The 26,200-nt window shown below is 65.1% G+C and carries 25 protein-coding genes; 15 read left to right on the plus strand and 10 right to left on the minus strand.

Going from position 1 to position 26,200, the window contains the following annotated elements; genetic code table 11:
- Window positions 1–196: 196 nt before the first annotated feature.
- Together C8C93_RS12380 and C8C93_RS12385 are read left to right on the plus strand one after the other, a co-directional pair.
- Window positions 197–1,177, plus strand: coding sequence for an ABC transporter ATP-binding protein (locus C8C93_RS12380; RefSeq protein ID WP_121508774.1), 981 nt, complete (start codon window positions 197–199; stop codon window positions 1,175–1,177).
- On the plus strand, window positions 1,174–1,944 hold the full coding sequence (locus C8C93_RS12385) for an ABC transporter permease (RefSeq protein WP_369801391.1): 771 nt from the start codon (window positions 1,174–1,176) through the stop codon (window positions 1,942–1,944). Before C8C93_RS12380 ends, C8C93_RS12385 begins: the two co-directional genes overlap by 4 nt.
- A gap of 70 nt (window positions 1,945–2,014) precedes the next feature.
- Here the strand turns inward: C8C93_RS12385 and C8C93_RS12390 are convergent, their stop codons facing one another.
- Window positions 2,015–3,361: a branched-chain amino acid ABC transporter substrate-binding protein gene (locus C8C93_RS12390; protein WP_121507089.1), complete on the minus strand. Its 1,347-nt coding sequence runs from the start codon at window positions 3,359–3,361 to the stop codon at window positions 2,015–2,017.
- A gap of 92 nt (window positions 3,362–3,453) precedes the next feature.
- On the opposite strand from C8C93_RS12390, the gene C8C93_RS12395 reads away from it, so the two are divergent.
- A complete protein-coding gene (locus tag C8C93_RS12395) occupies window positions 3,454–3,846 on the plus strand; it encodes an Hsp20/alpha crystallin family protein (protein ID WP_121507090.1) in 393 nt (130 codons plus the stop codon).
- An 83-nt stretch (window positions 3,847–3,929) separates the two neighbouring features.
- Here C8C93_RS12395 and C8C93_RS12400 read toward each other — a convergent pair whose 3' ends face one another.
- The 5 genes from C8C93_RS12400 to C8C93_RS12420 all read right to left on the minus strand — a co-directional run bounded on the left by C8C93_RS12400 (window position 3,930) and on the right by C8C93_RS12420 (window position 10,157).
- Window positions 3,930–5,135, minus strand: a complete 1,206-nt coding sequence (locus tag C8C93_RS12400; RefSeq protein WP_121507091.1) for an ABC transporter permease — start codon at window positions 5,133–5,135, stop codon at window positions 3,930–3,932.
- The gene (locus C8C93_RS12405) at window positions 5,135–5,911 is read right to left on the minus strand and encodes an ABC transporter ATP-binding protein (RefSeq protein WP_121507092.1); all 777 of its coding nucleotides are present in this window, start codon (window positions 5,909–5,911) and stop codon (window positions 5,135–5,137) included. Before C8C93_RS12405 ends, C8C93_RS12400 begins: the two co-directional genes overlap by 1 nt.
- The gene (locus tag C8C93_RS12410; RefSeq protein ID WP_121507093.1) at window positions 5,908–7,296 is read right to left on the minus strand and encodes an efflux RND transporter periplasmic adaptor subunit; all 1,389 of its coding nucleotides are present in this window, start codon (window positions 7,294–7,296) and stop codon (window positions 5,908–5,910) included. The genes C8C93_RS12405 and C8C93_RS12410 overlap by 4 nt, the downstream gene beginning before the upstream one ends.
- A gap of 67 nt (window positions 7,297–7,363) precedes the next feature.
- The gene (locus C8C93_RS12415) at window positions 7,364–8,824 is read right to left on the minus strand and encodes an efflux transporter outer membrane subunit (protein ID WP_233559361.1); all 1,461 of its coding nucleotides are present in this window, start codon (window positions 8,822–8,824) and stop codon (window positions 7,364–7,366) included.
- A 352-nt stretch (window positions 8,825–9,176) separates the two neighbouring features.
- A complete protein-coding gene (locus C8C93_RS12420) occupies window positions 9,177–10,157 on the minus strand; it encodes a helix-turn-helix domain-containing protein (RefSeq protein WP_121507094.1) in 981 nt (326 codons plus the stop codon).
- A gap of 219 nt (window positions 10,158–10,376) precedes the next feature.
- Between C8C93_RS12420 and C8C93_RS12425 the strand changes: the two genes are divergently transcribed.
- Genes C8C93_RS12425 through C8C93_RS12450 form a run of 6 tightly spaced genes read left to right on the plus strand, consistent with a single transcriptional unit; the run spans window position 10,377 to window position 16,364 of the window.
- Window positions 10,377–11,585, plus strand: coding sequence for an amino acid ABC transporter substrate-binding protein (locus C8C93_RS12425; RefSeq protein WP_121507095.1), 1,209 nt, complete (start codon window positions 10,377–10,379; stop codon window positions 11,583–11,585).
- Between the two features lie 6 nt (window positions 11,586–11,591).
- Entirely contained in the window at window positions 11,592–12,470 is an 879-nt protein-coding gene (locus tag C8C93_RS12430; protein WP_099730813.1) for a branched-chain amino acid ABC transporter permease, read from the plus strand.
- Window positions 12,467–13,408: a branched-chain amino acid ABC transporter permease gene (locus C8C93_RS12435; protein ID WP_121507096.1), complete on the plus strand. Its 942-nt coding sequence runs from the start codon at window positions 12,467–12,469 to the stop codon at window positions 13,406–13,408. The genes C8C93_RS12430 and C8C93_RS12435 overlap by 4 nt, the downstream gene beginning before the upstream one ends.
- Window positions 13,401–14,159, plus strand: coding sequence for an ABC transporter ATP-binding protein (locus tag C8C93_RS12440; RefSeq protein ID WP_121507097.1), 759 nt, complete (start codon window positions 13,401–13,403; stop codon window positions 14,157–14,159). The genes C8C93_RS12435 and C8C93_RS12440 overlap by 8 nt, the downstream gene beginning before the upstream one ends.
- A complete protein-coding gene (locus tag C8C93_RS12445; RefSeq protein WP_121507098.1) occupies window positions 14,156–14,866 on the plus strand; it encodes an ABC transporter ATP-binding protein in 711 nt (236 codons plus the stop codon). The genes C8C93_RS12440 and C8C93_RS12445 overlap by 4 nt, the downstream gene beginning before the upstream one ends.
- A gap of 46 nt (window positions 14,867–14,912) precedes the next feature.
- Entirely contained in the window at window positions 14,913–16,364 is a 1,452-nt protein-coding gene (locus C8C93_RS12450; protein WP_121507099.1) for an aldehyde dehydrogenase, read from the plus strand.
- Window positions 16,365–16,429: 65 nt separating this feature from the next.
- Here C8C93_RS12450 and tsaD read toward each other — a convergent pair whose 3' ends face one another.
- Window positions 16,430–17,470: a tRNA (adenosine(37)-N6)-threonylcarbamoyltransferase complex transferase subunit TsaD gene (tsaD, locus tag C8C93_RS12455; RefSeq protein ID WP_121507100.1), complete on the minus strand. Its 1,041-nt coding sequence runs from the start codon at window positions 17,468–17,470 to the stop codon at window positions 16,430–16,432.
- A 110-nt stretch (window positions 17,471–17,580) separates the two neighbouring features.
- The gene (locus C8C93_RS12460) at window positions 17,581–18,747 is read right to left on the minus strand and encodes a branched-chain amino acid ABC transporter substrate-binding protein (RefSeq protein WP_121419415.1); all 1,167 of its coding nucleotides are present in this window, start codon (window positions 18,745–18,747) and stop codon (window positions 17,581–17,583) included.
- A 205-nt stretch (window positions 18,748–18,952) separates the two neighbouring features.
- Between C8C93_RS12460 and C8C93_RS12465 the strand changes: the two genes are divergently transcribed.
- From C8C93_RS12465 to C8C93_RS12480, 4 genes are all read left to right on the plus strand, one after another.
- Entirely contained in the window at window positions 18,953–19,579 is a 627-nt protein-coding gene (locus C8C93_RS12465; RefSeq protein WP_121419414.1) for an ANTAR domain-containing response regulator, read from the plus strand.
- A gap of 521 nt (window positions 19,580–20,100) precedes the next feature.
- Complete coding sequence (locus tag C8C93_RS12470) at window positions 20,101–21,345, plus strand: CmpA/NrtA family ABC transporter substrate-binding protein (RefSeq protein WP_121507101.1); 1,245 nt, start codon at window positions 20,101–20,103, stop codon at window positions 21,343–21,345.
- A gap of 36 nt (window positions 21,346–21,381) precedes the next feature.
- Complete coding sequence (ntrB, locus tag C8C93_RS12475; protein WP_121507102.1) at window positions 21,382–22,332, plus strand: nitrate ABC transporter permease; 951 nt, start codon at window positions 21,382–21,384, stop codon at window positions 22,330–22,332.
- Window positions 22,329–23,168, plus strand: a complete 840-nt coding sequence (locus C8C93_RS12480) for an ABC transporter ATP-binding protein (protein WP_121507103.1) — start codon at window positions 22,329–22,331, stop codon at window positions 23,166–23,168. The genes ntrB and C8C93_RS12480 overlap by 4 nt, the downstream gene beginning before the upstream one ends.
- Before the next feature lie 228 nt (window positions 23,169–23,396).
- Here the strand turns inward: C8C93_RS12480 and C8C93_RS12490 are convergent, their stop codons facing one another.
- A complete protein-coding gene (locus tag C8C93_RS12490; RefSeq protein ID WP_121507105.1) occupies window positions 23,397–23,837 on the minus strand; it encodes a CBS domain-containing protein in 441 nt (146 codons plus the stop codon).
- Between the two features lie 535 nt (window positions 23,838–24,372).
- Here C8C93_RS12490 and C8C93_RS12495 point away from each other — a divergent pair.
- On the plus strand, window positions 24,373–24,663 hold the full coding sequence (locus C8C93_RS12495; RefSeq protein WP_055400238.1) for a DUF4148 domain-containing protein: 291 nt from the start codon (window positions 24,373–24,375) through the stop codon (window positions 24,661–24,663).
- Between the two features lie 84 nt (window positions 24,664–24,747).
- On the plus strand, window positions 24,748–25,041 hold the full coding sequence (locus tag C8C93_RS12500) for a hypothetical protein (RefSeq protein WP_055400235.1): 294 nt from the start codon (window positions 24,748–24,750) through the stop codon (window positions 25,039–25,041).
- 119 nt (window positions 25,042–25,160) lie between these two features.
- Here the strand turns inward: C8C93_RS12500 and C8C93_RS12505 are convergent, their stop codons facing one another.
- The gene (locus C8C93_RS12505; RefSeq protein ID WP_121507106.1) at window positions 25,161–26,180 is read right to left on the minus strand and encodes a TRAP transporter substrate-binding protein; all 1,020 of its coding nucleotides are present in this window, start codon (window positions 26,178–26,180) and stop codon (window positions 25,161–25,163) included.
- Window positions 26,181–26,200: the final 20 nt, after the last annotated feature.

Below are 26,200 nucleotides of genomic sequence, written 5' to 3' on the forward strand. Positions count from 1 at the left end.
GCGTCTTTTTGGGGGGAGGCGCGGCAGCGCACCGCAGGCCCGGCATGAGGACGGCCGGACGGCCGATGCGGGGTTTGGCGGCGCCTGCAAGCGCGCTTGCGCAAGTCAGTCCACAATGCCCGGCTTGGACCGCTGGCCCGGCAGCCCTGCAGCAGCGGCACACCTCTTTGCCCACCCCCACCCACCCCTTTTCTTCATGCCTGTATCACCTTCTCCAACGCCCGCTGTGGACGCCATCGTCCGGGTGCGCGGCGTGAGCAAAACCTACGCGGGCGGCTTTCAGGCGCTCAAGAACATCGACCTGGACATCCGGCGCGGCGAGATTTTTGCCCTGCTCGGGCCCAACGGCGCGGGCAAGACCACGCTCATCAGCGTGATCTGCGGCATGAGCAATGCCACGGCCGGCTCCATCACCGCAGACGGCCACGACACCGTGCACGACTACCGAGCCGCCCGCGCGGCCATTGGCCTGGTGCCGCAAGAGCTGCACACCGATTCGTTTGAAACCGTGTGGGCCACCGTCAACTTCAGCCGGGGCCTGTTTGGCAAGGCGCCCAATCCGGCGTTCATCGAGAAGATCCTCAAGGACCTGTCGCTGTGGGACAAGAAGGACAGCAAGATCCTCGCGCTGTCGGGCGGCATGAAGCGCCGCGTGCTGATCGCCAAGGCGCTGTCGCACGAGCCCAAAATCCTGTTTCTGGACGAACCCAGTGCTGGCGTCGACGTGGAGCTGCGCCATGACATGTGGCGCCTGGTGCGCGAGTTGCGCGACGCGGGAACCACCATCATCCTCACCACGCACTACATCGAAGAAGCCGAAGACATGGCCGACCGCATCGGTGTGATCCGCAAGGGTGAGCTGATCGTGGTGGAAGACAAGGACGTGCTGATGCGCAAGCTGGGCAAGAAGCAGCTCACGCTGACCCTGCAGCAGCCGATGGACCAAGTGCCCGACGCGCTGGCACGCTGGCCGCTCGTGCTGAGCCAGGGCGGCACCGCGCTGACCTACACCTTCGACACGCAGCAGGAGGACACGGGCATTGCCGCACTGTTGCGCGCACTGGCCGAGCACGGCATTGACTTCAAGGATCTGCACTCCAGCGAAAGCTCGCTCGAAGACATCTTTGTGAGCCTGGTGCACCAGGACACCCCTCAGCAGAAAGCACCCCAAGCATGAACGGCCTGAACTGGCATGGCGTCAGCGCCATCTACCGCTTTGAGATGAACCGTGCGTTTCGCACCTGGATGCAGAGCCTGATCGCACCCGTGCTCACCACCGCGCTGTACTTCATCGTCTTTGGCTCCGCCATCGGCTCACGCATGGGCGACATCGGCGGCGTAAGTTACGGCGCCTACATCATCCCCGGGCTGCTCATGCTGTCGCTGCTGTCCGAGAGCATTTCCAACTCGGCCTTCGGCATCTACATGCCCAAGTGGTCCGGCACCATCTACGAGCTGCTCAGCGCACCTGTGAACTGGGTGGAGGTGCTGCTGGGCTACGTGGGCGCAGCGGCCAGCAAATCGCTGCTGGTGTCGGTACTCATCCTCACCACGGCCCGGGTGTTCGTGCCCTACGAAGTGGCGCACCCGGTGTGGATGGTGGGCTTCCTCGTGCTCACCGCCGTCACGTTCTGCCTGTTCGGTTTCATCATCGGCCTGTGGGCCGACAGCTTCCAAAAGCTGCAGGTCATCCCACTGCTGGTCATCACGCCGCTGACCTTTCTGGGCGGGGCGTTCTACAGCATCAACATGCTGCCACCGTTCTGGCAGACCGTTTCGCTGTTCAACCCGGTGGTCTATCTCATCAGCGGACTGCGCTGGGCGTTCTACGGCCAGGCAGATGTCCACATTGGCGTTAGCACGGGCATGACGCTGGTGTTCATGGCCGCGTGCCTCGTCGTGGTGTGGTGGGTGTTCAAGACGGGGCGCCGCATCCGGCGTTGAGCCCGCCGCCCCAAAAACATTCACGCTGAGCCCTTCGGCGGACTCAGCGTGAACGGTTCAGGACGTGGGCTCAATACCGCTGCATGCTGCAGCTGTGCGGCTGCTGCGCCTTGGCAGCAGGAATCTGCCGCACCACGCGAAAGCCGTAGCCAGAGCCTTCCACATCAAACTTCACGCCCGGCGCGCCTTTTTTGTCCATCACGCCCACCACCAGCGCCTGCTGGAACTGGTGGTCCGCCGCGCGCATGCTGCCGCCCTGGCCCGAGAGCCGCACATCGGCCTTCTCCATCTGGCGCGCCACGGCCACGGCGTCGGTGCTGCCGGCACGCTCGATGGACTGGGCCAGCGCCTCCACCATGAGCTGCATGCGCATGTGCACGTAGTCGTCCTGCGGCTTGGGAAAACGCTCGCGGAAAGACTGGTAGAACGCCTCGCTCTGGGCGCCTGGCACATTGGGCAGCCAGTCGGCCACCGCCACCACCTTGTCAATGCCTGCATCACCCATGGCAGCGGGCGCACCCAGCGCGTTGCCATAGAAGGTGTAGAAGCTGCCCTCGTAGCCCACTTCCCGCGCGGCCTTCACCAGCAGGGTCAGGTCATTGCCCCAGTTGCCTGTGACCACTGCCTGCGCGCCGCTGGTCTTGATCTTGACGGCGTAGGGCGCAAAGTCCTTCACGCGGCCCACCGGGTGCAGCTCGTCGCCCACCACCGCCACATCTGGGCGTTGTGCGGCCAGCTGCTTCTTGGCCTCGCGCAGCACGGCCTGGCCAAAGCTGTAGTCCTGGCCGATGAGGTACACACTTTTGAGGGACTTGTCTTCGCGCATCACATCCATCAGCGCAGCCATGCGCATGTCGGCATGGGCGTCAAAACGAAAGTGCCAGAAGCTGCACTTCTCGTTGGTGAGGATGGGGTCCACCGCCGAGTAGTTCAAAAAGATCACGCGCTTGTTCGGCTCACGCTCGTTGTGTTTGTTGATCGCCTCGATCAGCACCGCCGCCGTAGCCGATGAATTGCCCTGCAGGATGACCTGCGCGCCATCGTCGATGGCCGCACGCAGGGCTGACAGCGCCTCTTCGTTCTGGCCCTTGCTGTCGTAGCGCTCCAGCGCCAGCGGGCGGGGGCCACCCGCAGCGGCTGGCAACTGCACGCCACCCCGCGCGTTCACACGTTCCATGGCCCAGTAGATGTTGCGGTAAACCGCTTCGCCCGTGTTGGCAAATGCGCCCGACAGGCTTTCGATGAGCGCCACCTTCACGGGCTTGGCCTGCGCCACGGCAGTGGCTGGCGCTGCAGCCTGGGCATGGCTGGCGGACACCGGCAGCAGCACGCAGCACAGCGTGGCTGCTGCGGCCAAAACGGATTGACGTAATGCCGCTGCGCCTGTTTTCAAGCCCACGGAGTGCAATTTATTCATGCCATTTTTCCCTTGAAATGCGGCGTGGCCGCACACACCTCTTTGGCATGCGGCGACCACGTCGAGAGCCGCGCAGTGTATAGGAGTACCCCATGATCTTCGCCCCCGTGATCCGCCGCGCCGCCTACGCCCAAGCACCCCGTTCCGCCGACCTAGCACTGCAGCGTTTTCTGATGGGCACGCTGGCCGACCCCGCTGCCGCACGTTCTGCAGCAGGCTGCACTGTCACGCAGGACGACAAAGCCACCACCTTGCAGCTGGATGTGCCCGGCCTGGCCCGCGAGCAGTTGCAGATCAGCATTGAAGGCAACGTGGTGCGCCTGCAAAGTGTGGAAGGAGCCCCCCGCAAGGTGCAGCGCGCCTGGGAGCTGGCCGCCGACATCGACGCCGCCAACAGTAGCGCCAAACTGGAAAACGGTGTACTGACGCTGACTCTGGCCAAGGTGGAGCCTGCCAGCAAGGCCACTACGCTGACGATCCACTAACTATTGAATTAATAGCTAAAAACGCCCGTACCATAAGCGGTACGGGCGTTTTTCATTCAAATTCTCTTTCCAGACCGGATGCATTACTCATGCCGTAGCGCATCGATGGGGTCCATGCGGGCAGCGCGCCGTGCCGGGAAGTAGCCAAACACCACGCCAATGCCCGCAGAGAAAAGAAACGACAGCAAATTCACCCCGGGGTTGAACAGGTAGGGCACCCCCATCAGCCCCGACAGCGCGAGCGACGCGCCCGTGGCCAGCACGATGCCGATGAGCCCGCCCAAAGCGGCCAGCACCACGGCCTCGATCAGGAACTGCAGCAGCACCTCGCGCTCCAGCGCGCCAATGGCCAGGCGCAGGCCGATCTCGCGCGTGCGCTCGGTCACGCTCACCAGCATGATGTTCATGATGCCGATGCCGCCCACCAGCAGGCTCACGGCGGCCACCGCACCCAGCAGCGTGGTCAGCACCTTGGTGGTGCCCGAGAGCGTGTCAGCCAGCTGCTTGGTGTCCAGCACGTTGAAGTTGTCCTCGTCCGAGTCCGACAGCTTGCGCAGCTCGCGCAGCAGTTGCGTGAGGCTGGCCTTGACCCGCTCGGGGTCGCTGCCGTCCTTCATCGACACCAGCAGCGTGTTCACCCGCGTGTTGCCCGTCACGCGGCGCTGCAGCGTGCGCAGCGGCACAAGCACGGTGTCGTCCTGGTCGTTGCCAAATGCGCCCTGCCCTTTGGACTCCAGCACGCCCACCACTTCGCACGAAAACGCCTTCACGCGCAGCTGGCCACCCACGGCATCGGCCGTGCCAAACAGTTCGCGCCGCACGGTCTCGCCAATCAGGCACACGGCGGCACCGGCGCGCAATTCGGCGTCGGTAAAGACGCGGCCCGTGCGCACCGTCCAGTTGCCGGTCTCCAGCCAGGCGTTGGTGCTGCCGATCACGCTGGTCGTCCAGTTGCGCCCGCCCACCACGGCGGTGGCGGCGGCGCGCGCCTCGGGTGCCACGGCCAAGATGCCGCCGATCTGCTGCGCGATCATGTCGGCATCGGTGTCCTTGAAGGCCGGGGCGCCCGTGCCGCCGCCGGGCCCCATGCGTTGGCCGGGGCGCACCTGGAGCAGGTTGGTGCCCAGGCCCGAGATCTGGTTCTGGATGGCCAGCGTGGCGCCATTGCCCAGCGTGACCATGGTGATCACCGCGCTCACGCCGATCACGATGCCCAGGATGGTGAGGAACGAGCGCATGAGATTGCGCCGGATGGAGCGCAGCGCCAGCAGCAGGGTGTTGAGCAACATTAGTGGTCTCCCGCATCCGAACCGGCCACCGCCAGCTGGGCCGATGCCGCATCAGCGTCCAGGCCCTTGGGGTGTGGGTTGGCCGCATCGCGGTCCACCACGCCATCCACAAACCGCACGATGCGCCGCGCGTACTGCGCCATGTCGGGCTCGTGCGTGACCATCAGCACGGTGATGCCGTGGTCGGCGTTCAGGCGCCAGAGCAGTTCCATGATCTCGACACTGCGCTGGGTGTCGAGGTTGCCGGTGGGCTCGTCGGCCAGCAGCACATCGGGCTCGGTGACGATGGCGCGCGCAATGGCCACGCGCTGCTGCTGCCCGCCCGACAGCTCGGCGGGCGTGTGGTGTTCCCAGCCCTTGAGGCCCACCGCCTCCAGCGCGCGCGCGGCCGCAGCGTGGCGCGCGGTGGCCGACTCGCCCCGGTACAGCAGGGGCAGCTCCACGTTCTCTTGCGCCGAGGTGCGCGCCAGCAGGTTGAAGCCCTGGAACACAAAGCCAAAGTAGCGCCGCCGCAGCCGTGCCCGCTCGTCGCGCGAGAGCGACTCCACATGCACGCCCTTGAACAGGTACTCGCCCGTGGTGGGCCGGTCCAGGCAGCCCAGCGTGTTCATGGCCGTGGACTTGCCCGAGCCGCTGGGGCCCATGATGGCCACAAAGTCTCCTTGCGCAATGTCCAAGTCCACGCCCTTGAGCGCCTGAAAGGCCAGCGCCCCTTCGCCATAGACCTTGGTCACGCCACGCAGGCGGATGATGGGGGTGTCGCCCGCCACACTCATGGCTTGGCCCCGGCGGCGCGCTGGTCGGTGATCACGGCCATGCCGGGCGTGAGGCCCTCGCCCGCGACCTCGGTATGGCGGCCATCGCTGATGCCCACCTGCACATCGATGGGCTTGGCGGCACCGTCCTGCAGCACCCACACCTGCCGCGTCTTGCCCGCGCCATCGCCTGCCTCACCCCCCGCACCCGGCTTGCGTGGGCCCGAGCCAGACCGTGGCATGCGCGGCATGAGCTGCGACATGATGCCGCCACCACTGCCGCTGCCCGACGCGCCGGGCTTGGCGCCACCCGCCCCGAGTTTCGCATCGGCCCCTGCGGCCTGCGCAGGCGTGAAGCGCAGCGCCGTGTTGGGCACCAGCAGCACGTCCTTGCGTTCAGTGGAAGTGATGGTGGCAGCGGCCGTCATGCCGGGGCGCAGGCTCATGTCGCTGTTGTTCACCTCCAGCCAGGTGATGTAGGTGACCACGTTGTCCGTCTTGGTGGAGCCAAACGACACGCGCGTGACCTGGGCCGGGTAGCGGCGCGAGGGATAGGCACTGACCGTGAAGCTCGCGTCCTGCCCCACTTTGACCGAGCCCACATCGGCCTCGTCCACGCTCACATCCAGCCGCAGCCGCGTGAGGTCTTCGGCCACGGTGAACAGCGTCACAGCCTGCAGCGATGCGGCCACCGCGTTGCCGGGCTCCACCGTGCGGGTCAGCACCACGCCGTCGATGGGCGAGCGGATGGAGGCTTTGGACAGGTTGGTTTCGTCGGTGGACAGCGCGGCGCGTGCGTCCTCGACCGTGGCGCGGGCGCTGGTTTCATCGGCGCGGGCGCGGTCCAGCGTGGCGCGGCCGGCGTCCAGCTCGGAGGCCGAGGGCACCTTGCCGCCGGACAGGCGGGCCACTTCTTCGAGCCGGCCAAAGTTGGCAATGGCCTCCTTGGTGGTGGCTACGGCCTGGGCCAGGCGGGCCTGCGCCGACGCCAGCGAGGCGCGCGAGCGCAGCACCTGCGATTCGAGCTTGGCGGTGTCCAGCTCCACCAGCAGCTGCCCCTTCTTGACCTTGTCGTTCACATCCACCAACACGTTGCGCACAGTGCCCGACAACTCGCTGCCAATGGTGACCGAGCGCGTGGGCTGCAGCGTGCCGTTGGCCGACACGGTGAGTGTGAGATTGCCCCGCCGCAGCTCTTCGGTGACATAGGTGGGTGCAGTGCTGGCGCTCTGGCGCGATTGCCAGGCGTACAAGCCACCACCCACCACCACGAGCGCGACCACCCCCAGCCACACGGTAGTGCGCTGCCACCAGCGGCGGGGACGGTCAGCCCCCAGCAAGGCGCTCAAGTCGGAGGGGGCGACTTTGGCGGGCGCAGAAGAAGCGGAGGTGTCGGTATTTGGCATGGGAAGTGAATCAGAAAAGGGGGCTGGCAGGCGATGGAGTGGGCGTGTGGAAGGGCTTGTCAGCTGTTCATTCGGCTACCGCCCAGCCGCCGCCCAGCGCCTTGTAGAGGCGCACATGGTCTGCCGCGACCGCAGCGGTGGTGGTGGCCACGCTCTCTTGCGTGGACAGCAGCGTGCGCTGGGTCTCCAGCACCGCCTGAAAGTCGATCAGCCCACTGCTGTAGCGCTGCTGCGCCAGCAGCGCGGCGTTGCGGGCGGCGTCAGCGGCCGCCGTCAGTCGTTCCAGTTTTTCCCTGTCGCCAAGCAAGGCCACCAGCGCGTTCTCCACATCCTGCAGGGCCGTGAGCACGGTGGCTTCGTAGGCCACGCGGGCCTGCTCCAGCGCTGCAGACTGCACACGCACCTGCGCGCGGGCCGCGCCACCATCCAGCAGCGGGATGGACACGCTGCCCAGCAAGGCGCTGGTTACCGCACTGCCCCCCGACAACGCGCCCAGCGTGAGGGCACGCAGGCCCAGCGAGCCACCGAGGGAGAAGCTGGGGTAGCGCGCCGCATCGGCCTGCGACACGCGCGCCAGGGCGGCTGCAATGCGTTGCTCGGCCGCACGCACATCGGGCCGCTGGCGCAAGGTCTCGGCAGGGATTGCCAGGGCGAGCTCTGCGGTCGGTTGCGGCACGGGGGCACTGGCGGCCAGGGTAGCGTCGAGCGCGCCGGGCACCTGGCCTGTCAGCACGGCCAGGCTGTAGCGCGACTGAGCCAGACTGGCTTCCAGGCTGGGAATCTGCGCCGCGGTCTGCTCGGCCGCTGCACGGGCCTGCTCGGTGACGAGCGAGGTAGTGAGCCCGGCCTGCAGGCGCCACTGGGTGATCTGCAGCGTCTCCTGCTGGCTGGCCAGGTTGCTGCGCGCAATGGCTAGGCGCTGCTGCAGCCCGCGCAGCTCGATGTAGTTGACGGCCACCTCGGCCGCCAGCGACACCTGAACGTTAGCCAGGCTGGCCTCGGCCGCACGGGCATCGGCCTCGCTGGCGTTCACACCGCTGCGCACGCGGCCAAACACATCGGGCTCCCAGCTCGCATCAAAACCGGCCTGGAAGGTGTTGCCCGTGCTGTTGCTGGCCCTGCTGCGCTGTGCCGAAGCCGATGCACCCACGCTGGGCAACAGGCCGGCCGATTGCACATCCACCTGCGCACGCGCCTGCTGCAGCGCGGCCTGGGCGGTGCGCACGTTGGTGTTGGCCCGCAGGGCTTGTTCTACCAGCGTGGTGAGCGAAGGGTCGTCAAAACGCTGCCACCACTGGGCCAAAGACGTGGCACCCTGATCGGGAGTTGTATTGCCACCCGCGCCCGCAGCCCACGCCGCTGGCACGGCGACGGCGGGCAACTGGCTATCCTTGGGCTCCAGGCTTGCACAGCCCGAGATCACCAATACCAGCAGCGCGGCGAGCGCTATCTCTATCTGTACACGCGGTGCGCTGCACCTGGGGTGGGCGCGCAAGACGTCGACAGTGACGCGATGGTAAGGACTCATGGAAAGGCATCGCTCGAGGGAAAACCCGATTGTGAGGAGCCATTCAGGTCAAAACGTACCGAAAGGGTCAACCCCAGGTAAAGAATTGATGCAACGCAAAGGCGTCACCAACCACCGGCGTGGCCCCATCAAAAAACTTGGCTATCGGTTCGCCAGCGGACAGACGGCCGACGCCCGCCTCGCGAGTGTCCCGAGTTGGAAGTTCGTTGATGAAATAAAGATGCCGAAATCGTCGTCAGGCAAGGCGCAAACCGCAGCGATAGCCATATCTATCGCGAGGATTTGCAACGCTGCATGGCGGCGATTCTCGGCGTCTTTATAAAACGAATCTCCAGCTCGGAACACCTGGCCCTCAGTGCGCGTGCGCCAAGCCCAGAGACAGCCCCGCTCGCACCCTGTACTCGCTGGGGCTGCACCCCACATGCGAGCGGAACGCGCGGCTGAAATGCGCGCTGTTGCTGAAGCCCCAGGACAGCGCAATGTCAGTGACCGAGCGCTGTGCATGCGCCGGGTGGCGCAGGTCACGCAGGCAGGCCTCCAAGCGGCGGCGCTGGATCATCGCGGCCAGGGTTTCCTCGTCATCAGCCACCGCGTTGTACAGGTGCCGCTTGCTGCAGTTGAGCGCCTGGGCCATGCGGTCGATGGTGAGGTCGGGGTCGCCCAGGTGGCGGTCGATGTACTGGCTGATGCGGTCACGCAGGGCCTCGCGCTGCGACAGCAGGCTCTGCTGCCCGTTGCGCTCCAGCAGCGACAGCTGCACCAGGTGCGTGATCACATCGGCCACGCCATCGGCGGCTGCGTCGGACATGGTGGGCAGCTCGGCAAACGCGGCGCGCATGGTGTCCCATGCCAGCCGCGACACGCCACTGGTGCCCGAGAACCGCTGCACCATCAGGTCATTGAGCTTGAGCTTGCGCTCGGGCAGTTGTTCCTTGGGGATCATCAGCACCATCTGGCGCACGGCCTCGGGGTTGCTCACGGCGTAGGCGCGTGTGGTGTCGTACACGCTCCACTCACCCGGCGACAACCATACTTGGCGTCCATTCTGCTCAAAGCACGCGCGCCCCTCCAGCTGCGCCACCACCTTGATGTAGGCCCGGTCGCTGCCCCGGATGAGGCTGGGGGTGCGCACCACGCGGTGGCGGCTCACGTCCAGCTGGCACAGGTTCACATAGCCCGCCTGGCCCGAAGTGATGTGGCCTGCAAAGGCATCATCACCAAACGCGTCGGACTCCAGCCCGCCAATCAGGCGCCACACCGCATCGCCCCACAGGTGCAGGCGGTCGCGCGCAGGCACAGCGTCGGTGGATACCTCGGTCAGGGGATGGGCCATGGTGTCTCCAGTGCGGGTTGCGCAAGCCTGATGGTTATGCGGCTGAATTATCGGACGCCCAGGTACCCCGTGCCACCGAGGGAAATCCGGGTAAACCCGCTGCCGTCTGCACGCTGAGGCAAGCGTTTTGTGCACGCTGAGCGCAGCGCGCACAAACGCGTCTGCCTACGATTCCCGGCACGGCGTGCACCACGCAGGCCCCATCCGAGGAGACACACAATGACAGCACACCAACCCTCCAAGCGCCAGTGGATCAAGGGCGCCGCCGCCACGGTCGGCACCCTGGCCGTGGCACCCCAGCTGTGGGCCCAGGGCAGCAGCGCGGCACCCGTGCGCATAGGCTACGCCATCGCCCGCACCGGCCCCTGGGCGGCCGGTGCCCAGGTGAGCCAGGAGCCCAACTACCTGCTGTGGGCCGAGCAGGTGAACGCAGCGGGCGGCCTGAGCGTGAAGGGCACCAAGCGCCCCATCGAACTCATTGGCTACGACGACCGCAGCGAGACCGAGACCTGCGTGCGCACCTACGAAAAGCTCATGGGCAGCGACAAGGTGGACCTGATCCTGCCGCCCTGGGGATCGGGCGCCAACTTCGCCATCGCGCCGCTGGCCAACCGCTTCGGCTACCCGCTGCTGGCGCCCACGGCGCTGTCGCGCAAGCTGATCGACATGAACCTGCCCTACTTCTTCTCCCTGCTGCAGCAGCCCGACAAGATGATGGGCGCGCTGGTGGACATGCTGGTGGCCAACGGCGTCAAGTCGGTGGCCATCGTCTACATGGACGACCTGTTTGGCCTGGAGAACTTCGCGGCGCTGAACAACGCGCTCAAGAAGACCAGCATCCAGGTGGTGGAGCGCAAGAGCTACCCGCTGGGCGTGAAGGACCTGGCGCCCGTGCTGCGCGGCATCAAGGACCAGAACCCCGACGCCTTCATCGGCATCACCTACCCGCCCGACACCATCCTGGCCAGCCGCCAGGCGCGCGAGGTGGGCCTGAACCCCAAGTTCTTCTACGCCTCGGTGGGCACGGCCTTCCAGCTGTACAAGAACGTGATGCAGGCCAACACCGAGGGCGTGATCGGCATGGGCTCGTGGAGCGTGAAGACCAGCCCCGAGGCCAAGGCCTATTTCGACGCCCACGTGAAGAAGTTCAACAAGGAGCCCGACCGCTGGGCCAGCGGCCATGCCTGGGCAGGCCTGCAGATCCTGCAGCAGGCGGTGGAGAAGGTGGGCCTGGACCGCAAGGCGCTGCGCGAGCACATCGCCAAGAACGAGTTCAAGACCATCCTGGGCGGCATCCGCTTTGCGGGCAGCGAGAACGCCTCCATCCCCGGCACCGTGAGCCAGTGGCAGGGCAGCGACTTCGAGGTGGTCTGGCCCAAGGACCGCGCCACGGCGCAATTGAACACCAACAAGCCTGCCTGGATGTAACACGGAATGTCCCTGACCTCCTGGGCCGAACTGGTCGCCAGTGGCCTCATTACCGGCGGCATCTATGCGCTGGTGGCCATGGGCCTGAACCTGCAATACGGGCTGATGCGCATCATGAACATCTCGCATGGCGAGTTCCTGATGCTGGGCGCCTTCCTCACCTGGTCCGCGCACACCCTATGGGGCATCTCGCCGCTGCTGCTCATGCCGCTGGCTTTCATCGCATTGTTTGTGTTGGGCGTGGTGGTGCACGCGCTGTGCTTCAAGCGCCTGGCGGCGCGCGCGCCAAACGTGGACGTGTTCGAGGCCCGCAGCCTGATGGTGGGCTTTGGCCTCATGTTCCTGGTGCAGAACACCGCGCTCCTGATCTGGGGTGGTGACCTGCGAGGGTACGAATACCTGGCCGACCCGGTGCAGATTGCGGGCATGCGTTTCACTGAAAACAAGCTGGTGCTGTTTGGCGTGGCACTGGCGCTGTCGGCCGCGCTGATCGCGCTGCTCAAGCTCACGCTGCTGGGCAAGGCGGTGAGGGCGCTGATGCAGTCGCCCACGGGCGCGCAGCTGGTAGGTATCAACACGCGGCGCCTGCACCCGATGATGTTTGGCATTGGCCTAGGCCTGTCGGGCGTGGCGGGTGCGCTGCTGTCCATGACGTATGAGATTTCTCCGTCGATGGGTGAGCCCTACACCGTGACGGCGCTGATCGTGATCACGCTGGGCGGCTTTGGCAGCCTGGCAGGCAGTCTGGCCGGTGGCTTGCTGCTGGGCGTGGTCGAGGCGCTGGGTATGCATTTTAGCAGCCCGTCTCTCAAGATGCTGCTGAGTTACGCGGTATTCATCGGCGTGCTGATCTGGCGCCCCAACGGCCTCTTTTCCAAAAAATGAAATCTCTCCATTCCAACAAGCCCTGGCTCGCACTGGCAGCGGGGTTAGCCGTGGTCGCCACCTTGCCCTGGCTGGTGTCCGAGTTCGCCACCTCGGTGCTGCTCAGCTGCCTGATGTACATCGCGCTGGCCACCAGCTGGTCGCTGTTTTGCGGCGCAACGCGCTACCTCTCACTTGCCACGTCGGCCTTCTTTGGCATTGGTGCGTACACCAGTGCCACGCTGCTGACCGTACTGCCGTGGCCGCTGGTGATCCTGTCCGGTGCGTTGATTGCCTCCATCGTGGCGGTCGTGATGGGCGCTGCCGTGCTGCACCTGCGCGGCACCTACTTTGCGGTGCTCACCTTCGGCATGACGGAGCTGATCCGCCACGCGGTGACCTTTGTCGAAAAGCAGGTGTCGGGCACCGTGGGCCGCGTGCTCACGGTGGTGCCCAGCAACGAGACCGTGTACCTCACGGTGCTGCTGATCGCGGCGGCGGCCATTGCCACCGCCATTGCCATCCAGCGCAGCCGGTTTGGCCTCGCACTGGCAGGCATCGGCGCCGACGAGCAGCGCGCGCAGACCCTGGGCGTGGACACGCGCCTGGCCAAGATCGCGGGCTTCGGCATCACCGCCGCCTTTGCAGGCGCCGTGGGCGCGGCCATGGCCGTGCGCTGGACGTACATCGAGCCGGCCGCCGTGTTCAGTCCCTTCATCGGCTTCCAGACGGTGCTGATCGCGCTGATCGGCGGCGCGGCCAGCATCGGCGGGCCGGTGCTCGCGGCCATCGTCTTCAGCCTGCTGGCCGAGACGCTGCGCCTGCAGCTGCCCTATGGCTACATGATGGTGCTGGGGCTGCTGCTGATCCTGTGCGTGATGTACCTGCCCAATGGCCTGGCCACGCTGTGGCAGCGCAAGCGGGCGGCCACGCCTGCAACGGAGGCCGGCCATGTCTGAAGCCTTGCTGACCATCGACAGCGTGACCGTGCGCTTTGGCGGCCTCACAGCCGTGGACGGCGTGAGCGCCACGCTGCACACGGGCGAGCTGATCGGCATCATCGGCCCCAACGGTGCGGGCAAGACCACGTTCTTCAACGCCATCTCGGGCGTGCAACCGCCTACCTCGGGCACGCTGCACTGTGGTGCCGACAACCTGACCGGCAAGGGCCCGCACCACTACGCAGCCCACGGTATTGCCCGCACCTTCCAGACGCCGCGCGTGTTCCCCGACATGACGGTGCGCGACAACGTGCGCTTTGGCATGCAGTTCGCAGGCCGCCACCGCCAGGGGCCCGAGGGCCTGCGCAGCGAGGGCGAGATCCTGGCCATGCTGGGCCTTGCGCACCTGGCCGACCGCCCTGCCGCCGATGTGACGCCTTCGCAGCAGCGCCTGCTGGAGATCGGCATGGCCCTGGGCACACGCCCGCGCCTGTTGTTGCTCGACGAGGTGGCTGCGGGCCTGACAGAGGCCGAGGTGGACGCCATGGCCCAGCGCATCCGCCGCCTGCGCGATGACTGGGGCCTGACCGTGGTGTGGATCGAGCATGCGGTGACCACGCTGCTCAAGTACGTGGAGCGCGTGCTGGTTCTGCACCAGGGCCGCAAGATTGCCGACTGCACGCCCGCCGAGGTGGTGCGCGACCCGCAGGTGATCGAGGCCTATCTGGGTGACGAAATGACAGCCACCAGCGAAGGGGCCACGGCATGAGCGGCGCACACCTCACCGTGCAGAACCTGACCACGGGCTACCACGGCTTTCAGGTGCTGCAAGACCTGGCACTGGAAGCCGCGCCCGGCATCACCGTCATCGTCGGCCCCAACGGCGCGGGCAAGACCACACTGCTCAAGGCCCTGGCGGGCCTGCTGCCGCGCCAGGGCGCGGTGACGCTCGACGGCCAGGCCGTGCCTGCGATGAACGCCACGGCCTGCGTGCAACGCGGCCTGGCGCTGGTCGCCGAAGGTCGCCAGCTGTTCCCGCAGATGACGGTGAGCGAGAACCTGGAGCTGGGCGGCTGGCTGGTGCCGTCGCGGGTGCGCGCCGAGCGGTTGCACCAGGCGTTTGAAGACTTTCCCCGCCTCAAGGAACGCGCCACACAGCTCGCCGGCACCATGAGCGGCGGCGAGCAGCAGATGGTGGCAGTGGCCCGCGCCATGATGAGCGGCCCGCGCCTGTTGATGCTGGACGAGCCCTCCCTGGGCCTGGCGCCGCGCATGGTGGACGAGCTGCTGGCCATCGTGCAGCGCATCGCGGCGCAGGGCGTCACCGTGCTCATGGTGGAGCAGAACGTGCGCAAGGCGCTGCAGGTGGCCCAGCGCGGCTACGTGCTGGAGCGCGGGCGCATCGTGGCGTCTGGCGCAGCCTCTGACTTGCTGCAGTCCGACGTGGTTCGACAAGCCTACCTGGGCGTGACCTGAATACCTCTTTCCCCCTTTTTTATCTGTTCTTTTTCAGGAGCTTTCAATGACTGCCATTTCCATGCTGATCAACGGCGAGCGCGTGCAAGCCACCGGCGGCGCCACGTTTGAGCGTCGCAACCCGCTGGACGGTTCGGTCGCCACCACGGCACCCGCTGCCAGCGTGGCCGACGCCAAGGCCGCTGCCGACGCAGCCGCCAAGGCCTTCCCTGCCTGGTCGGCCCTGGGCCCCAACGCGCGCCGCGCGCTGCTGCTCAAGGCAGCACATGCGCTGGAGGCCCGCACGGCCGACTTTGCGGTGGCCATGGCGGCCGAGACCGGCGCCTCGGGCATGTGGGCGGGCTTTAACGTGCACCTGGCTGCCGGCCTGCTGCAGGAAGCCGCCGCCCTGACCACGCAGATTGCAGGCGAAGTGATTCCGTCCGACGTGCCCGGCAGCCTGGCCATGGGTGTGCGCCAGGCGGCGGGCGTAGTGCTGGGCATTGCACCGTGGAACGCACCCGTCATCCTGGGCGTGCGCGCCATTGCCACCCCGCTGGCCTGCGGCAACACGGTGATCCTGAAGGGGTCGGAGCTGTGCCCCGCCACACACGGCCTCATCATCGAGGCGCTGCAGGAGGCCGGTTTGCCCCCCGGTGTGGTGAACTTTGTGACCAACGCACCGGCGGATGCAGGTGCCGTCGTCGAGGCCATCGTGGCCCACCCGGCAGTGCGCCGCATCAACTTCACCGGCTCCACCAAGGTGGGCCGCATCATTGCGCAGACCTGCGCCAAGTACCTCAAGCCCGTGGTGCTGGAGCTGGGCGGCAAGGCCCCGCTGCTGGTGCTGGATGACGCGGACATCGACGCCGCTGTCGCAGGCACCGTGTTCGGCGCATTCGCCAACTCGGGCCAGATCTGCATGTCCACCGAACGCATCATTGTGGACAACGCGGTGGCCGACGAGTTCGTGGCCAAGCTGGGTGCACGCGCCAAGGCCCTGCCGCTGGGCGACCCGCGCAAGGGCCCGGTGGTGCTGGGCTCGGTGGTGGACATGACCACGGTGCAGCGCTGCAACGCCCTCATCGACGACGCGCTGGCCAAGGGCGCCACGCTGGTCTGCGGCGGCAAGAGCGACAGCACGCTGATGCAGGCCACGGTGCTCGACCATGTGACGGCCGAGATGGACATCTACCGCGAAGAATCGTTCGGCCCCGTCAAGCCCGTGGTGCGCGTGAACGGCGTCGAGGATGCCGTTGCCTGCGCCAACGACAACGAGTTCGGCCTGTCCTCCGCCGTGTTCAGCCGCGATGTGGCCAAGGCCTGGAACGTGGCCGCGCGCATCGAGTCGGGCATCTGCCACATCAACGGCCCCACGGTGCACGACGAAGGGCAGATGCCGTTTGGTGGCGTGAAAAGTTCGGGTTACGGCCGCTTTGGCGGCATGGCGGGCGTGCGCGAGTTCACCGAGTTGCGCTGGATCACGGTGCAGACGACACCCCGCCACTACCCCTTCTGAAGTTCAAAAAAGATAGCTGCTGGCGCTCTCTAGACAAGCGCTAGCGGCCATTTTTCGCTCAAACATCAAACCGTGATCGCATCCAGCGGCCAGCGCGGCTTCACGTCAAAGGCGTAGTCGGTGTTGGCCTGCTGCTGCCCTGCCTGCAGCCGCATGGCCGCCGCCATGGCAATCATGGCGCCGTTGTCGGTGCACAGGTGCAGCTCAGGGTAGTGCACCCGCACCTTGGCCGCGGCGCAGGCCGCATTGAGTTGCGCACGCAGATGCCGGTTGGCCCCTACGCCACCGGCGACCACCACACGTTTCAGGCCGGTCTGCTTGAGTGCGGCCAGCGTCTTCTTCACCAGCACTTCGACAATCGCGGCCTCGGTGCTCGCCGCCAGGTCGGCCTTGCGTGCCTCCAGCTCATCGCCCAACTTCTTGGCCTGCGTGAGCACGGCCGTCTTGAGCCCGGCGAAAGAGAAATCGAGGTTGCCACTGTGCAACAGCGGACGCGGCAGCTTGAAGGCTGCGGCATCGCCCTGCTCAGCCAGGCGCGAGAGCGCTGGCCCACCCGGGTAGCCCAGGCCCATGAGCTTGGCGGACTTGTCGAACGCCTCGCCAGCAGCATCGTCAATGGTCTCGCCCAGGATCTCGTAGCGGCCCACGCCATCCACCCGCATCAGCTGCGTGTGGCCGCCCGAGACGAGCAGGGCCACAAAAGGGAACTCTGGCGGGTCGGCGCTGAGGAAGGGCGACAGCAGGTGCCCCTCCAAGTGGTGCACACCCAGCACCGGCTTGTCCAGTGCAGCGCCCAACGCGCACGCCACGCCCGCCCCCACCAGTAGCGCACCCGCCAGGCCCGGCCCGCGGGTGTAGGCCACCACGTCCACATCGGCCAGCGACTGGCCGGACTCGGTCAGCACCTGCGTGGCCAACGGCAACACGCGGCGGATGTGGTCACGGCTGGCCAGCTCGGGCACCACGCCACCGAAGGCCTGGTGCATCTCAATCTGGCTGTGCAGCGCGTGCGACAGCAACGTGGGCACGGCATTGCCCGTGGAACGGACCAATGCCACGCCCGTTTCGTCGCACGAAGATTCAATACCGAGGATCAGCAAACTCATGCCCCGAGTGTAAAACCCGGCCCCGTTCAGGGTCGGATGCAAAAACCCCTGCTGGCAGTCGCCAGCAGGGGTTGTGCGGATGGATGGCGCCTGCCGACGCGGCGGCTTGCTTACCAGCGGTCCGAACGCATGCGCAGTTCCCAGCTTCCGCTGCGCAGTTCATACACGCCCACGGCGCCGTAGCGCTGTTCGCCCTTGTCGTCCCAGGTCATGGTGCCGATCACGGGCGCATAGCCGTTGATGCTGTGCATGGCCTTGGTGATCGCTTTCGGATCGGCCGACTTGGCCTTCTGGATGGCGGCTGACAGCACATAGGTGCTGTCGTAGCTGTAGTGGCCGCCATAGGCCGGGGGCTTCTTGTAGGCCTCGATGTACTTTTCAAGGAAGGGCTTGCCGGTGGTGAACTCCTTGGCTTCCAGTACGGGCGATGTGGCGTAGACGCCTTCGACCATGCCCATGGCCTTGGTCATGTCGGTGGTCTTGATGGTGTCCCCGCCCAGCAGGCTGACCTTGGTGTGGTCCACCTTACGCAGGGCTTCGAGCAGAGCCAGGGCCTGAAAGTCGTTGAGGGTGGACACGATGACCTCGACCTTGGCCGCCTTCAGCTCGCCAGCCAGTTCATCGAAAGCCACCGTCTTGTCGTCAAACGACTTGCGCACCACCACCTCCTTCTTTTCAGCCTTGAGCTGCTCGGCAGCCCCGTCGGCCAGGCCCTTGCCGTAAGGCGTGCCATCGTCCAGCGCAGCGTAGCGGGCGGCACCCAGCTGTGTGGCGGCAAACGAGCCGATAGCGCGCGCCTGCAAGGTGTCATTGGCCACCATGCGGAAGGTGGTTGGGAAGCCGAGTTGCGTGAACTTGGGGTTGGTGGAGATGGCGATCTGGGCGATGTCCTTGGCGGCGTAAATCGGGGCCGTCTCAATGCTCACCCCCGAATTCAGGTGCCCGATCACCGCCACCACGCCCGAGTCCACCAGCTGCTGCGCCACGGTCTTGCCGGTGGCGGCGTCGGCCTTGTCGTCCACCGACACCACCTCCAGCGTCACACGCTTGCCGTCCACGGTGTAGCCGCCCTTGTTCAGTTCTGCCACGGCCAGGTTGACGCCGTTGAGCAAATCCTGCCCCAGCGCGCCCAAGGGGCCGGAGAGGGGCTGGGCCACGCCGATCTTGATGGTGTCGGGCACCTTGCTGCAGCCTGTCAACACCAGCAGCGCGGATACCGCCACGGTGGTCAGGGCCAAGCCGGCAGAGATACGCCGCCGGTCAATGTGCTTGTTCATGCAAATCCTCTTGAATGGGTCAATGTGACCAGATGTATATGCGATGCGACCGGGTAGCTGCTATCGGGTATGCCCTGCCCATCGACAAACTATTAGCAAGTTTCAGGCCTTGGAAGCTGCCACAACCTGCTGCCAGCCTGCAGCCCCGGAACGCACCGCTTCGATGCACCATTTTGTGGCGTAAAAATTGCTTATGCTCCTGGGTATGAACGAGTCTCTGCGCATCGTGGTGGTTGCCCCGGATCTGGCAGTCGCCGACCCCGCCGACGAACACGCCGTACTTCAGGCGGAACGGTCGCGGGCGCTGCGCATTGGGTTGCTGGAGAACAACTTCAACCTGGTGGCCACCCTGCCTGCCGACGTCTTCCTGAGCGAGCGCATCGCCCAGCTGCAGCCCGACCTCATCATCGTGGACGCCGAAAGCGAGGCGCGCGACGCGCTCGAACATGTGGTGATGGCCACGCGCGACGAGCGGCGCCCCATCGTGATGTTCACCAACGACGAGGACACCTCGCACGTGAAGGACGCGGTGGCGGCGGGCGTGTCGGCCTACATCGTGGCGGGCCTGGCACCCCAGCGCATCCGCCCCATTCTGGACGTGGCCATGGCGCGCTTCCAGCACGAACAGGCGCTGCGCGCCGAACTGGCCGACGCCAAGACCGAACTGAAAGACCGCAAGACCATCGACCGCGCCAAGGGCCTGCTCATGCAGCGCCAGGGCCTGAGCGAACAGGCAGCCTACGAAAAGCTGCGCAAGACGGCCATGGACAAGGGCCTCAAGCTCGTGGACGTGGCGCAGCGCATGCTCGATGTGATGGATCTGCTGGGGTAGAGATAGGGAACAACCCCCTGAGCGGCTGCGCCGCTTCCCCCTTCTCTCGAATCGCTGCGCAATTCGGGAAGGGGGACGATGCCCTCGCTGCGGGGCGGCCCTTGCTTGGCATCCCTCGCCTGGGTCGCGCCCGAGTCCACCGGCTTCTCCCCAAATGGTGCGCCGCACAAATGCAGTGCAGCACTCTGCGCGCGCACCATCATCGCAAATTTTCAAGCCAAACTGGCCGCTACCGCTTGATAAATAAGCACAAGCAGCTACTAATTTGGTAGCAGATCATGCGCTGTATTGGAGCAAAGCCGGTATGAAAAAGGCTGGCACGCTGCTTGCATTAACCCTGGCAAGACCAAAGACGGTCCCACCACTGACGGCACTGACCCAATGGCGGGCCGGTGCTGACACAAGGCCCCCCAATGGGCTTTGCCATGGACAAAGGCGTCCCTCTCCGAGCCCGTTTGCGCATGCAACCCGGCCAGGGGAGGACGCCTTTTTTGTTTTCTAACGCACCGAGGAACCGCCCCATGACCGATCTGTTGAAAACCAGCCTCAACCGCCGCACCGTGCTGCAGGCAGCTACCGTTGGCGCCGTGGGCGTGAGCCCCGCCCTGCGCGCCCTGGTGCATGCCCAGGGCTCGGACGCCCCCGAGAAGAAGGAAGTGAAGATCGGCTTCATCCCGCTGACCGACTGCGCCAGCGTGGTGATGGCGTCGGTGCTGGGCATCGACAAGAAGTACGGCGTGACCATTATCCCCACCAAGGAAGCATCGTGGGCCGGTGTGCGCGACAAGCTGGTGAATGGCGAACTCGACTTTGCCCACGTGCTGTATGGCCTGGTCTACGGCGTGCACTTGGGCCTGGCTGGCCCCAAGAAGGACATGGCCGTGCTGATGAACCTCAACCACAACGGCCAGGCCATCACGCTGTCCAAAAAGCTCGCCGACAAGGGCGCCGTCAACGGAGCGGGCCTGGCCAAGCTGATGGCCAGCGAGAAGCGAGAGTACACCTTCGCGCAGACCTTCCCCACCGGCACCCACGCCATGTGGCTGTACTACTGGCTGGCGGCCAACGGCATCAACCCGATGAAGGATGCCAAGGTCATCACCGTGCCCCCGCCACAAATGGTGGCCAACATGCGTGTGGGCAACATGGACGGCTTCTGCGTGGGCGAACCCTGGAACCACCGCGCCATCATGGACGGCATCGGAGTGACCGCGACCACCACGCAGGACATCTGGAAAGACCACCCCGAAAAGGTGCTGGGCACAACGTCCGAATTCGTGCAGAAATACCCCAACACGGCCCGTGCCGTGACGGCCGCCATCCTGGAGGCCAGCAAATGGATCGACGATGGCCTGGCCAACAAGAACAAGATGGCCGAAACCATTGCCGGCAAGGCCTACGTGAACACAGGCGTCGATGCCATCAACCAGCGCATCCTGGGCCGCTACCAGGACGGCATGGGCAAGACCTGGGACGACCCCAACCACATGAAGTTCTTCAATGAAGGCACGGTGAACTTCCCCTACCTCACGGACGGTATGTGGTTCCTCACGCAGCACAAGCGCTGGGGCCTGATCAAGGACCACCCCGACTACCTGAACGTGGCCAAGGCGGTGAACCGTATCGACGTCTACAAACAGGCCGCCACCGCCTCCAAAACACCGCTGCCCAAGAGCGAAATGCGCACCAGCAAGTTCATGGACGGCGTGGTGTGGGACGGCAAAGACCCCGCCAAGTACGCCGACAGCTTCAAGATCAAGGCGTAAGCGCCCTGCCCCGCCCACCCTGCCAAGGAGAACACCATGGTCAGTGCCGTCTTTCACTCCCCGTTGGATGCAGCCCCCGTGGCTGCACAGAACGCTATGAATAATGTAGCTATCAGCGCTTCACCAGCAAGCGGCAGAAGCCAAAAACAGTCCAAATCCGAAACAACGGCGAGCCCAGCCCCTGCCAGTCGCGACTGGGCGGCCCTGTCGCGCAGTTTCTGGATGGCGGTGCTGCCGCCGCTCTGTGGCCTGGGCCTGCTCATCGGTCTGTGGGCGGTGGTATCCACCACCACGGGCGGCAGCATCCCCAGCCCGGTGGAGACCTGGAAGCAGGCGCTGGAAATCTTCAGCAACCCGTTCTACCGCAATGGCCCCAATGACCAGGGCGTGGGCTGGAATGTGCTGATGTCGCTGGAGCGCGTGGCCGTGGGCTTTGGCATGGCGGCGCTGGTGGGCATTCCGGCAGGCTTCGTGATCGGACGGTTCAACTTCCTGTCGCGCATGTTCAACCCGCTCATCAGCCTGCTGCGGCCGGTGTCGCCGCTGGCCTGGCTGCCGATCGGCCTCTTGGTGTTCAAGGGCGCCAACCCCGCCGCCATCTGGACCATCTTCATCTGCTCCATCTGGCCCATGATCATCAACACCGCCGTGGGCGTGCAGCGTGTGCCGCAGGACTACATGAACGTGGCCCGCGTGCTGAACCTGAGCGAATGGAAGATCGCCACCAAGATCCTCTTCCCCGCCGTGCTGCCCTACATGCTGACCGGCGTGCGCCTGGCCGTGGGCACCGCATGGCTGGTGATCGTAGCTGCCGAGATGCTGACCGGCGGCGTGGGCATTGGCTTCTGGGTGTGGGACGAGTGGAACAACCTCAACGTCAAGAACATCATCATCGCCATCTTTGTGATCGGCATCGTCGGGCTGGTGCTGGAGTTTGCGCTCATCAAGCTGGCCACTGCATTTACGTTTGAAGAGGTGAAAGCATGAACACGACCACCACGGCAGCATCCACACACCCCTCCATGAGCACCAAGTTCATCGAGGTCCATGGCGTCGAGCAGACCTTCAAGACCGCCAAAGGCCTGTTCCCGGCACTGCGCGACATCAACCTGACGATTGCCAAGGGCGAGTTCGTGGCGCTGATCGGGCACTCGGGCTGCGGCAAGTCCACGCTCTTGAACCTGATCGCGGGCCTCACCACACCCACCAACGGCGCGCTTCTGTGTGCCAACAAGGAGATCAAGGGCCCAGGCCCCGAGCGCGCCGTGGTATTCCAGAACCACTCGCTGCTGCCCTGGCTCACCTGCTTCGACAACATCTACCTGGCCGTGGAGCGCGTGTTTGGCGGCAAGGAAACCAAGGCCCAGCTCAAGGCCCGCACCGACGCCGCACTGGCCCTGGTGGGCCTCACGCCCGCTGGGCAAAAACGCCCCGGTGAAATCTCTGGCGGCATGAAGCAGCGCGTGGGCATTGCCCGGGCACTCTCCATGGAGCCCCAGGTGCTGCTGATGGACGAGCCCTTTGGCGCGCTGGACGCCTTGACCCGCGCCAAATTGCAAGACGAGCTGCTGGAGATCGTGGCGCGCACCCACAGCACCGTGGTCATGGTGACGCACGACGTGGACGAAGCCGTGCTGCTGTCCGACAAGATCGTGATGATGACCAACGGCCCGGCCGCGACGATTGGCGAAGTGCTGACCGTCGACCTGCCCCGCCCCCGCAAACGCGTGGAGCTGGCCGAAGACCCGCAGTACGTGCACTACCGCAAGGCGGTGATCGATTTCCTCTACACCCGCCAGGGGCACGTCGAAAAAGCTGCTTGAACCGCTGGGCTCCAGGCCCGACAACACGGCAAATCAAAAGGGCTCTGACCAGATCGGTCAGAGCCCTTTTTCGTTTTGTCCCCATGGCAGGGCCGTCGCACGCGCGCAACCCCAGGCCAGCGCCCCCGCGCAAGGGCCGCCCCGCCGCGCTGGGGGCGTCCCCCTTCCCGAATCGCGCAGCGATTCGAGAGAAGGGGGAAGGCGCGCAGCGCCTCAGGGGGTTGCCCTTTAATGCGTTCCAGTGATGTACTGCTCCAGCTGTTCAATGATGAATTTCTGCTCGGAGATGATGTCCTTGACCAAGTCCCCGATCGAGATCATGCCCACGAGTTTGCCGTTGTTGTCCACCACGGGCAGGTGGCGCAGGCGGCCGGTACTCATGATCTGCATGCACTGCTCGCTGGTCTGCTCGGGCCGCACAAAGCGTACCGAGGTGGTCATCACATCGCGCGCCAGCGTGGCGGCTGACGTGCGGCCCAGCAGGGCGATCTTTCGCGCGTAATCGCGCTCCGTGAAGATGCCCACGATGGCATCCCCCTCGGTAACCACCAGGGCGCCGATGCCCTTGTCGGCCATGAGCTTGAGCGCATCGAACACCGACGCCGTGGGCGCAATGGTGTGGACAGTGGCGTCCGGTTTGGACTGAAGAATTTTGGCGACTACGGTCATGGAACCTCCCTCGTAACACCTGGAACAGGTACAGAGAGATTTCAGCCCATAAGCCCAACGGGCGCAAGCCGCGCAAGCCCGATTTATCCCGCTTTTGGGCCCGGTGTGGCAACAGCGATGCATATGTTTCGACCCTGTTGCATTCGGCCGAACCCGAAACAAACTGAAAAGAACCGAAACGGCGACGAGACGACGCCGCAGCGTCGGCCGGGCACGATACAGCCCATGTCCAACGCACTTCCAAAGGAATCAACGCCCACCCTTCTTGCCTCGGATCGATCGCTTGCGACCGGCTGCGGGCCTGAGATTCTTCTCATCGGCCACAGGCAGGAAACAAGCGTCCAGATTGTTTCCAAAACTGGAACAGTTAGTTTGCGACCAGCTGGTTTTTCTTCATCCACCTGCGGCGTACAGTTCATCCCATCGATGAGCCGAACCCGCAAGGCGACTCACCGAACCCGGTGCGAAGCAAGTTGTTTTTGATCTTCGCTCCGGCTTTTTTGAGACGCTTTTTTTAACTTCAAGGACTTTCATCATGAACAAGACTGCACGTTTTCTCTCTATCGCCGCTGTGGCTGCTTTCGCTTCGTTGGGTGCCCAGGCTGACGAAGCTGATGGTTCGCAATTTGCCCTGAAATTCGACACGAACCGCACCCGTGCCGAAGTGGTTGCCGAAGCCGCCGCCGCAGTCCAAATGCGCAGCCAGGAGCCAGCAGGCTCCCGCGTGGTGACCTACAAGTCCACGGTAGACCGCGCTGCAGTGCGTGCCGAAGCTGCCGCACAAGCCATGCGCACTGGCCGCGTGGGCCCCGCTGAAGGCGGTTGATTCACCTTTTTGAATCCACGGCTTCGCGCTTCACGTATTCCAGACACCTCGTCCCCATTTTTTGAATTTCACAGGAGTTTCACCATGAACAAGACCGCACGTTTCCTCTCCATCGCTGCTGTTGCCGCTTTCGCTTCCTTCGGTGCCCAGGCTGACGAAGCCGATGCATCGCAATTCGCCACGAAGTTCGAAACCAGCCGCACCCGCGCTGAAGTGATGGCTGAAGCCTCCACCGTGCCCCAGACCAGCGGCGCCATCCCCGTCGGTTCGCGTGCTCTGGTCTACACCTCCACGGCTGACCGCAATGCAGTGAATGCTCAGGCTGTGGACGCGCTGCGCACCGGCAAGATCTCTTCCGGCGAAATCGGTTCGCTGTAATTTGCCGGGTCTGCGCCGTGGCGCAGACCCTGAATTGCAAATGCAAAAAGGCCGAGGCCCCGCATGGGGCCTCGGCCTTTTCTATTGCCGGGGGCTGAGCCCCGTCAACAAGCGTTGGTTTACTTGCCAGCCCGCGCCTGCGCCACAGCGCCCTGCACATCCTTCCACAGGCTTTCACCCACATTGGCGGCAATGCTCGCGTTCACGGCGCTGAGCTTTTCGCGCATGCGGTTGGCTTCGGCGGCAGGCAGCTCGTTCACTTGCATGCCTTTGCCCTTGAGGTCGGCCAGGGCCTTGTCGGCTTCGGCACGCGTGTCCTGGCGCTCGAAGTCGCGGCTCTTCTTGGCGGCGTCGAGCAGCACCTTCTGCTCGGCCTTCGACAGGCCATCCCAGTACTTCTTGCTCACCAGCACGATCCAGGGGCTGTAGACGTGGTTGGTCACCGTGAGGTACTTCTGCACCTCATAGAACTTGCTCGACAGGATGGTGTTGTAGGGGTTCTCCTGGCCGTCCACCGTCTTGGTTTCGAGCGCGGTGAAGAGCTCGGAGAACGGCAGCGGCACCGCGTTGGCACCCAGGGTCTTGAAGCTGTCGAGGAACACGTTGTTCTGCATCACGCGCAGCTTGATGCCGTCCATGTCTTCCAGCTTGTTGACGGGACGCTTGCTGTTGGTGAGGTTGCGAAAGCCGTTCTCCCAGTACACCAGGCCCACCAGGCCCTTTTCCTGCAGCTTGTCCATCACCTTCTGGCCCACGGGGCCATCCAGCACCACGTCGGCTTCCTTGGCGTTGTTGAACAGGAAGGGCGTGTCCCAGATCGCCATTTCCTTGGTGATACCCACCAGGGTGGCGGTGGAGCCGACCATCATTTCCTGCGCGCCGCCGATCAGCGCCTGCTGCATCTGCACGTCCGATCCCAGCGCGGCGGCGCCGATGGCGCGCACTTTCATCTTGCCGCCCGAGGCTTTTTCGACCTCTTCGGCAAACAGCTTGGTGGCGCGGCCCTGGTTGGACACCTCGTTGAGGCCATAGCCAAACCGGATGATGCGCGGCTTGAAGTCTTGCGCAGCCACCTGGAACGAGCAGGTGATGGCGGCCACCGACAGGGCGGCGAGCAGGGTACGGCGGAAAGTTTTCATGGTTGTCTCCATTGGCGAGG

The sequence above is a fragment of the Acidovorax sp. 93 genome, from assembly GCF_003633835.1.
GTDB classification, from domain to species: Bacteria; Pseudomonadota; Gammaproteobacteria; order Burkholderiales; family Burkholderiaceae_C; genus Acidovorax; species Acidovorax facilis.